The organism is uncultured Rikenella sp. (assembly GCF_947628055.1).
Classification (GTDB): Bacteria; Bacteroidota; Bacteroidia; order Bacteroidales; family Rikenellaceae; genus Rikenella.
Genome location: NZ_CANQYJ010000097.1, coordinates 1 through 9070, shown reverse-complemented (window position 1 = coordinate 9070; position 9070 = coordinate 1). Strand labels below are relative to the sequence as shown.

Below are 9070 nucleotides of genomic sequence, written 5' to 3'. Positions count from 1 at the left end.
GTTCTGAAGAAGCCTTGTGCCGTTTGCGGAAGGTGGCCAACAAGACGATGGCGACGATCAGACCGGCAATCGCAAAATCGGAGCTTGAGAAGACCTATTAAGCGGGGCCCGCGCGAGAGCGCAGTTTTCTCCGGTTAAGGCTGAGCAAACTCCCCTGTTCGCGTGCCGCTCGGCATTGACCCGAGGGCAGTCCTCTCTTTTTTCACGGCGAATGATGTCCGCGCGCCGACGCCGAAAAAGGGAAATCGACGGTTTCAACGTGAGTTGAAAGCGAACGATTTTCCTGGCGCGCGGGTTATGTTCGGGGTAATTCCGGCCCAAGCGAAACGCAGTTTCGCTCGTCCCGCCGGGGTCACCCGGATGCCCCCGCGCAGGGCAGTACCCTCTTTGGGGTAGTTTATTTTGCCGGCAGGCCAATAACCCCCCCGAAGGGTACGGATCGCGTGCCGAGCGGCACCGGTACCCGCGCTGCGCCTTACAGAGTGAAATAAGATTTCGCTGATGCGCGGGATAATATAGCAGAGGTAAAGGTGGCCTGGTTCGTGTGCCGCGCGGCCCCGCCCGCCCGGCGTAAGGGCAGTACCCTCAAACTCCCTGCGCGCGACGGCTGGAGAAGGGAATCGGTCAAAAGCATAAATTGCTTTTGAACAGGATTTCCGCCAGCGCGCGGGACGAAGACCTTTTTCGATCTGTAACGGGCCGCCGCCCACGGAGGATATTTCGGGTAGTTCCAGCCCGGATCGAGTGCCGAGCGGCACCGGCCCTCCGCAGGGCGGGGCTGCGGGCCGACCGCCTCTCCGAGGCGGAGACTGTGAAACCCGGTGCGCGGGACAAAACACAGTTCATTTTATTGAGAGATAGCCGGAGCCAGCGGGGCCGCAAACGAGCCACGCGAGTGTTGCAGGCCTCCACCTGGAGTGGCTCCGGCCCGACATCGGGAGATCGCAGTTAACCCGAATTTCCACCGGTGCGCGGGTTATGTTCGGGGTAATTCCGGCCCAAGCGAAACGCAGTTTCGCCCGTCCCGCCGGGGTCACCCGGACGCCGCCCGCGTAGGGCAGTATCCTCTTTGGGGGTAGTTTATTTTGCTGCCTGCAGGCCAATAAAACACCCGAAGGGTGCGGATCGCGTGCCGAGCGGTACCGCCCGCCGCGTGGGGCGGCGTCGGGCGCGCGACCAAAGGTCGCGGTTTATCGGATTCCGACAACAACGGACGGAACTAACGGGAAACAGCCAATAAAACAGCCAACGGCTGCGTCTCGTGTGTCCAGCCGTTCCTCAAAACCCCGCAGGCTACGGCCCTAAAATGATCTTCCCCGGCACAGAAAAACGTTTAATGATATGTACACTTGGAAGAAGTGCGCGTCCTGAAACCACCCGGTACAGGGTTGCAACCTGAAGGTCTTGCCAAGCCAGCTTCGGAACGAAACTGCAACCGGTTATCGGTGCAGAAAGATATTTCCGTGTGCGTGCGGGCCGTAGACTTACTCCACGGGACCCGGTGCCGCTGGGCACGCAATCCGGGCCTGCCAGTTGTAGAGGTGTACAGCACCGGCCTAAGTCGAAAAATGGCCTCAAAATAAAGTAATCACCTCTATTTTAAAAGAAATTTCAGGCCTTCTATTTCCGTGTAAGCCCATGGGCGATCATAAGTGGTGGCTTTGACCCTCCGATAAACTTCCTCGAGTGGCATATCCGGCATGATTTTGCACAAGGCATCTAACTCTTTGCGGGTATAAGGTGTCCGCGTCCACGCTTCATCACTCTGAGGTAACGCGTCTCCGACAGCGATTTTATCGAGTATGGACAAAAAAGAATTCAGGATACAAGCATAACATTTTTGCGTGACCGAAAATACCGTGTCGTTCTCCAGAATCCTGAATTTTCGAACTTCGATGATGCGTCCCGTATCGACCCGACCTGCCATGTAGTGGCAAGTGATTCCGAACACTGTTTCGCAGTTGTATACAGCGAAATTCGTGCATCCGATGCCCGGATACTCAGGCGGCCCCGGATGCCAATTGATAGCTCCTTGGGCAGCTCTTTGCAACAATCCTTCCGGGATAATCCACGGGGACAGATACGAAAAAATATAATCTCCTTTCCACCAGAGCATATCTTCGGGAAACGATTCGCCTCTGGCCCCGAACAATACCGTCGTATGGGGAAATATCTGCCGGACGTATTCCGCCGCATGATAGGCGTTTCGGTCGTCTTTCTTGCCGATAAACAGCATCTCGAGGCTTTGGCAGCGGTAATATTCGATCAGCGACCGTGCCGCTTCTTTGGGAAAATGATGCGGATTTTCAAACAAGAACAGATTGTCCGGCCCGAAATCGCGGCTGCGATCGAAATCTTCCCATAAACTCAGCCAATCGTCGTAATGGCGGATCAACTTCTGTGCCGGGCTTCTCATCTGCACCGGCAGATTAGGAAGGTCTGTGCCGACCATATCGCGTATATGTGCATTGCATTCTTTTAAATCGAGCGCATCCCGATAAGTACGGCCCGAAGCCAGATAATGCGTGTAAATTTTTTCCGAGCGTTCCATTGCTGACAGGAACATTCGGGCTGTTGTTGCATGGTTGTCCATTGCGGTAGCGTAGAAAATTAAAAACGTGGGACAATACCTTTTATCCGCTTTCTGAGGTTCTGGACTACCCATGCCGCAAGATAACAGAGTAAAGCCCACGTATCGCTACGCAGGCGTTGCACTTTACTCCTTGCGGCTTTTGAAATTGTCCAGATTTCAGAAAGCAAGAATAAAAGCTAACGCTTTTTATGTCGTCCCTTTCGGCCGCGCGGGTGTCGCCGTCAGCCGAAAGAGGAAAAAAAGAGTCTGCAAAAAGAGTTTATATCATAGGCAGATGGATGAATGAAATCGATCAAAGGTAATATTTTTTGCAAAAACAACATAGAGCAGAGATCAAAGGAGGTCCGATACAAGGATACGACGCTGGCGGCGGAGGTATGCGGGAGTGGGGCGGCTCTCTTTCCGCACAGCAGCAAGGAGAATCAACGCACTCAACCTTTCGCGATTATTTGTACCCGCATTCTTTATATTAACCCTTCGATTCAGGCCAGGGCCGTACTCCCCATTGAGAGGTCTTCCCCCTAAAAGATCAGCAACTAGCCCCGGTTCAGGTGCCGAGCCCCCGGTGCAAAACCAAATTCGAAAGAAGAGAAAAAAGTACAAAAAAGTATGTAATCGCTTAAATTTATTATATTTGACAGACAACCTTTAACTCACAAACTCTTATGAAGAAAAAAGTGCTTGCTTTGTTCGCGCTGGTTTGGCCATTAGCAGGCTTGAGCACAGTGCATGCCCAGGAATACAATACGGCGATCAGCGTCAATCTGGGAGCGGATATGGGTTTCGGATTCAAACATTTTCTGGGAGAACGCAGTGCGATCGAAGCGCAATTGGGCTACAATATCGGCTGCGACGGCGTGATGCTGTCAGCCGTTTATCAGTACCACGTGCCTCTGGCCACAGGTTTCAGCCTCTAACGCAGGGGGCGGTCTGAACATCGGCGCGCTGCATCTGGGGAAACACCAGAACTCGGATTTTGCGATCGGTCTCGATCCGACAGTCGGATTTGAATACAAATTCGCCGGCGCTCCGATTGCGCTGGCTGTGGATTATAAACCGAATATCAATTTCACGCCGCATTCCCAGTGGGATCTGGCAGCATTTAAGATCCGCTATACTTTTTAGCTCGCCGGGACGGCAGACGAGGCGTATCGGGTTCGGCGAGCCGAAGTTAGTTGCGGAGATTCGCAGGGACTTCGAACGAGCGAACCATTGGCTGTTGTCCCGAATGAGCCGGATTCTTGCGGAATTCATCGAACCATCGGTTTTCTGTTAACTTTGCAGGATCACATTTAGTTTCGACCGCCATGAAAAACATCGATACGGCTTGGGTCAGTACCAGAGTTCGGGAACTTTCAGCTTCGGCTTCCGCCCGGGAAGACGAGCGGGAGATTGAGTTGCAATGCCTTGCGTGCACCGACTATACGACCCTTAAGGAGACCGATTCGCCGCGCAGCGTGACGGCTTTCACGAACCATGCCATCGAACTGGCCTCTGCCGGATTGCCCGCCGTGGCGTCGATTTGCGTCTATCCGTCGCTGGTGGATGCCGTAGGGGTGGCTTTGGCGGAGGTGCCGGCCGGGTCACCGGGCGAGAATATCGGGATCACGGCGGTTTGCGGGGCATTCCCGTCCGGACAGACTTATCTGGAAGTCAAGATGCTGGAATGTGCCATGGCGATCGAGAACGGGGCGGACGAAGTGGATGTGGTCATGAATGTAGGGGCGATGCTGTCGGGAGATTACGACCTGGCGGAGAGCGAGTTGGCCATGATGCGGGAGGAGATCGACGGCGATGCGGTGCTGAAAGTGATCCTGGAAACCGGGTCGCTGGGCGATCCGGAGCTGATCTACCGGGCATCGATGCTGGCGATGGAGGCGGGAGCCGATTTCATCAAAACATCGACGGGCAAGACCCCGATCTCGGCGACGCCGGCAGCTGCTGTAGTCATGTGTCGGGCGATCCGTGATTTTGAACGCTCTTGCTCGCGGAAAGTGGGGATCAAGGTGGCGGGGGGCATCCGGACACCGCAGGAAGCCGTGCTGTACCATACTATCGTGGCGCAGGAGTTGGGCGAGGAGTGGCTGACACCGTCACTGTTCCGCATCGGGGCGAGCCGGTTGGTGGATGCGTTGGTGCCGCATCTGCTCTGATCCGTCGGTTGTGACAACGGCAGCGGCGATGAATGCGATTGCATTTATCGCCGCTGCCGTTCTATCCGGTTATGTAAGGTTATATAACGAAAAAGGGGAGCTTCTCTCCTGAGAAAGAAGCTCCCCTTTGTACCTGCAAAAGCAATATCAACGAGATTAGCTCTATCGATTATTGATTGGCATTGGCATTTCCTTCGCCCTTGTCCTTCGCCGCCGCATAGCTGATCGACAGTGCATTGGCCCGCCTCAATTCCTGCTTAATATCAGTCACCATCCCCATCTTGGTATTGGCGTCGATTTTCAGGCTGACGGTCATATCCGGCCGGTCTTTTTCGCTGAGTTTATCCCGCTCGGCAGCCACGAACTCGGTGATATTCTGCAACGAGCTGTACGCCCCGTTAAGCTGGATCCTCGGCGCCGTCCCGAACTGCGGCGCAAGCGCCTTGGTCGGCGGCCCGACGTAGATGTAGCTTACCAAAGACTTTTTCTCGAGTTTCTGAGCTTCGCTGGCCTTCGGAGAATCGATCTGCACCATCAGTTCCACTTCACGCATGGTGGTAGTGGCCATGAAGAAGAACAGGATCATGAACACGATGTCGGGCAGCGACGAGGTGGAGATCCCTGGGGTCCCCTTCCCTCCGTTCCTTTTGAATTGTGCCATGTTACTTTCCTCCTGTCAGGTTACGCGGTTCGGCTTCCGAGATTTTCACCGGGATCGCCTTATTGATAGCTTTCTGCTGTTCGTCGTTCAAGTCGGTATAAGAGCGTCCGAACTTCTGTTGAGCCAGTTCATCCTTGGCCTGGTTGTAGGCTTTGGTGAGTTCGTTCTGCACCTTGAGGTACATGTCGTAGCTTGTTCCGCGGTCATTCTGGAGCGAAATCAAGCCTTTGCTCACCGGATATTTGCCCAGCAGCGGTATTTCGGTCATTTCCTTTTCCGGCATGTTGGGATCGTTGGTCGGGTTGGTGATAAAGATTTTGGCCTTTTCACTCAATCCCGATATGTCCATACGCTGCCCCGCAACCAGCAATTGGTTGTTGCCGCTGACGAACACCATAAGCACATTACGCTCATGGGCGTCCATCCCCGGGTCGCTTTCCTGATCGACCAGAGGGGGCAACTTCCGGGAGATACCCGAGTCGACGTTCATGGAAGTCGTCATCAGCCAGAAGATGAGCAACAGGAACGCGATGTCGGCCATGGATCCGGAATTGATTTCTGGAACTTTTCTTTTAGCCATGAGTATGGACTTTATTTTTTAAAGACTTTGTAGAGCTCTCCGTAAAGAATGCTCAGGACCACTCCGGCGAAAGCGATGTAAGTCGCATACAGAGCCGTGTCGCTGAATTTCAGTTCAAACGAGTTGTCCATTACCTTCCCGCTGGCGAGCTTGATCGGTTCGTCCGAGGCCAGTGCATACGAGACGAGGAAGACCACGACGATCACGCCTAATCCGATCAGCGAGCGGGTCGCACTCTTCGGGTTCTGGAACACTGCCACGAGCGGCATGATGATCGTCAGTGCGATGGTCAGGAGAATCATGGCGAACGACCAGCCGAGCATCAGGTCCACTTTGCCCGTCACCGCCCCGGCGATCACCAGAATCGCCGATACGATGAGCAGTACGTATTTGATGATTGAAAGGTATTTCATATTTTTTGTGCCAAAAGCACGCAGTGGACTTCCGGGCGGGAAGTCCCGCGCCGGTTATTTTTTCAGGTATTTGGTCAGGGTGTCCACCAGCGAGATGGAAGCGTCTTCCATTGAGATGACGATGCTGTCGATCTTAGCCAGCAGATAGTTGTAGAACAATTGCAGGATCACCGCAGCGATCAAACCGGCCACCGTGGTCAGCAAGGCGATTTTCATACCCCCGGCCACCAGCGACGGAGCAATATCCCCTGCTGCTTCGATGGCATCGAAGGCCGCGATCATACCGACCACAGTCCCCATGAACCCCAACATCGGAGACAAGGCGATGAAGAGCGAGATCCACGACATGCCGTTTTCGAGTTTCCCAGCCTGTACCGAGCCGTACGAGGATACCGATTTTTCGACTACATCGAGCCCTTCGTTCGCCCGATCCAGCCCCTGATAGAAGATCGAAGCCACCGGCCCGCGGGTGTTGCGGCACACTTCCTTAGCAGCTTCCACGCCGCCGTTGTTCAGTGCGTCTTCGACTTTTTCGAGCAGTTTTTTGGTGTTGATAGTGGCCAAGTTGAGGTAGATAACGCGTTCGATCACGATCGCCAGACCGAGGATCAAGCAGAGGAGGATCGGCGACATCCAGCCCACGCCCCCTTCGATGAATTTCTGTTTCAGGGCCTGGTGCATCGGCTGTCCGCCCAGTTCTTCTTCAGCAACTGCGGCTGCATCCGTAGTCGTTGTGGCAGCTGCCGGAGCAACGGTCTGTTCAGTCTGTGCCGCAGCAGCAGTATCAGCAGCGGCATCTTGAGCGTACAGATTCGCGGTGCCGAAGGTCAGCAGACCTACCATGGACACGATTGTCAGAAGTTTTTTCATAGTGACGGTAAGATTTGATTAGTTTGTTTGTTGTTGTTCGTTGTTTTTGTTTGCGGAAGCATCCGCTTTCGGTTTGTCTTTTATTAAAGCTGTTATGGGGCTCTTCAGAATTGCCCCGGGTCATGACCCCTAACAGCCGTCCCGAGAAATTTTCATCGGGATAATGTCGTTTCGCGATTAATTTATCCCCGCTCTCTTTTCATCCTGAGGGATTCGTCGCATGCGCTCCGTTATGCCTCCCGGCGAACTCTGCCGAATTATAAGGGATTACGTCGCATTCGCGATTTATCTATCCCCGCCCCTTTTCATCTTCGAGGGATTCATCGCATTCGCTCCGTTATCCCTTGCCTCCCGGCGGGACCGTTCAGTGACCCCGAACCGGCACCCGATTCGGGGTCACTGCGGAGGAAAAGGGATTCGAACCCTTGATACCCTTTTGAGGTATACACACTTTCCAGGCGTGCTCCTTCGACCGCTCGGACATTCCTCCAAAAATCTGTCAAAAAACAACCCTCCGCTCAGACACCCGGTTTTTCATTCCTTCTGTCCCGCGTGCGGAGAACTTCCTGCAAACAGCCGAAAGCAGGTTTTACGCGTTAAAGTTAGAATAAATATTTATTGTGCACAACATCCTTGCGAATTTCGTCGTTTTTACAACCCTGTTGCATGCACGTGTCACAGTGTGATCTCGCCTCGGATCGGGGTGTGCAGATAGTGTTCCAGCTGTTCTTTGGGCAGTTTTTCGCCCAGCAGGTACATCAGTTTGGCCAGCGCCGCTTCCGTGGTCATGTCCCGGCCGCTCACCACCCCGGCTTTCAGGAGGGCCCGCCCCGTGTCATACAGTTCCATGTCCACGCTCCCGGCGGCGCACTGGGTGACGTTGATGATCGCCACTCCCCGCGCTACGGTCTCGGCCACGGCTTCGACGAACCACGGGTCTGTGGGCGCGTTCCCGGCCCCGTAGGTCTCGAGCACCACTCCGCGCAACTCGCCGATCCCGAGCATGGCCCGAAATATTTCAGGTCTGAGGCCTGGAAAAATCCGCACCACGGCCACGCGTGTCTCGAGGGCGGTGTTGACTTTGAGCGAGGGCAGAAAGCTGTCGACTTTCCTTATGTAGGGCGTGTTGTATTTGATGGTGATTCCTGCTTCGGCCAGCGGCGGATAGTTGGGGCTGCGGAATGCGTTGAAGTGTTCGGCGTTGTATTTGATGGTGCGGTTGGCGCGCAGGAGGCTGTTCTGAAAGTAGATGCAGACTTCGGGTACTTCTCCTGCGGCGGCGATCTCGATGGCGGAGATCAGGTTTTCGCGTCCGTCGGTGCGCAGCACGCCGATGGGGATCTGGCTGCCGGTGAAGATGATGGGCTTGGCGAGGTTCTCCATCATGAAACTCAGGGCCGATGCGGTGTAGGCCATGGTGTCGGTGCCGTGAAGCACGACGAAGCCGTCGTGCTTTTCGTAGTTGTCGCGGATGACTTGGGCTAACCGGCACCACTCGGCGGGGCTGACGTTCGAGGAGTCGATCGCGGGATCGAATGTGATGGTTTCGATCCGTATGCCGAATTTCCGCAGCTCGGGTACTTCGCTGCCGATCTGACCGAAGTCGAAGGGGGCGAGGGAACCGGTCTCGGGGTTGGTCTTCATCCCGATGGTGCCGCCGGTGTATATCAATAGTATCGAATGTCTCATAACTCCGCAAAACTACATATTTTATTCCGTTCGATTATTCTGTACCCCACTGTGAGTGACTGTTCTTTCTTTGAAAAGAAAGAACCAAAGAAACTTTCAGATAGCTGCGCT

Annotated in this window: 8 protein-coding genes and 1 tRNA gene; 2 read left to right on the top strand and 7 right to left on the bottom strand. The window is 54.5% G+C overall.

Going from position 1 to position 9070, the window contains the following annotated elements; translation table 11 throughout:
• Window positions 1-1594: 1594 nt before the first annotated feature.
• Window positions 1595-2593 carry a formyltransferase family protein gene (locus tag Q0Z93_RS08450; RefSeq protein WP_298064515.1) on the bottom strand — a complete coding sequence of 333 codons (999 nt, stop codon included), beginning with the start codon at window positions 2591-2593 and terminating at the stop codon, window positions 1595-1597.
• Between the two features lie 665 nt (window positions 2594-3258).
• On the opposite strand from Q0Z93_RS08450, the gene Q0Z93_RS08445 reads away from it, so the two are divergent.
• Complete coding sequence (locus tag Q0Z93_RS08445) at window positions 3259-3510, top strand: hypothetical protein (RefSeq protein ID WP_298064514.1); 252 nt, start codon at window positions 3259-3261, stop codon at window positions 3508-3510.
• 390 nt (window positions 3511-3900) lie between these two features.
• Window positions 3901-4746 carry a deoxyribose-phosphate aldolase gene (gene deoC, locus Q0Z93_RS08440; protein WP_298064512.1) on the top strand — a complete coding sequence of 282 codons (846 nt, stop codon included), beginning with the start codon at window positions 3901-3903 and terminating at the stop codon, window positions 4744-4746.
• Window positions 4747-4915: 169 nt separating this feature from the next.
• On the opposite strand, the gene Q0Z93_RS08435 is transcribed toward deoC, so the two are convergent.
• The 6 genes from Q0Z93_RS08435 to Q0Z93_RS08410 form a co-directional block, all read right to left on the bottom strand.
• Window positions 4916-5407 carry a biopolymer transporter ExbD gene (locus tag Q0Z93_RS08435; RefSeq protein ID WP_298064511.1) on the bottom strand — a complete coding sequence of 164 codons (492 nt, stop codon included), beginning with the start codon at window positions 5405-5407 and terminating at the stop codon, window positions 4916-4918.
• A 1-nt stretch (window position 5408) separates the two neighbouring features.
• On the bottom strand, window positions 5409-5987 hold the full coding sequence (locus Q0Z93_RS08430; RefSeq protein WP_298064510.1) for a biopolymer transporter ExbD: 579 nt from the start codon (window positions 5985-5987) through the stop codon (window positions 5409-5411).
• An 11-nt stretch (window positions 5988-5998) separates the two neighbouring features.
• Window positions 5999-6400, bottom strand: coding sequence for a hypothetical protein (locus Q0Z93_RS08425; RefSeq protein WP_298064508.1), 402 nt, complete (start codon window positions 6398-6400; stop codon window positions 5999-6001).
• Between the two features lie 54 nt (window positions 6401-6454).
• Window positions 6455-7270 carry a MotA/TolQ/ExbB proton channel family protein gene (locus tag Q0Z93_RS08420; RefSeq protein ID WP_298064506.1) on the bottom strand — a complete coding sequence of 272 codons (816 nt, stop codon included), beginning with the start codon at window positions 7268-7270 and terminating at the stop codon, window positions 6455-6457.
• A gap of 402 nt (window positions 7271-7672) precedes the next feature.
• A tRNA-Ser gene (locus Q0Z93_RS08415) sits at window positions 7673-7760 on the bottom strand.
• 185 nt (window positions 7761-7945) lie between these two features.
• Window positions 7946-8959 carry a type I asparaginase gene (locus Q0Z93_RS08410; protein ID WP_298064504.1) on the bottom strand — a complete coding sequence of 338 codons (1014 nt, stop codon included), beginning with the start codon at window positions 8957-8959 and terminating at the stop codon, window positions 7946-7948.
• Window positions 8960-9070: the final 111 nt, after the last annotated feature.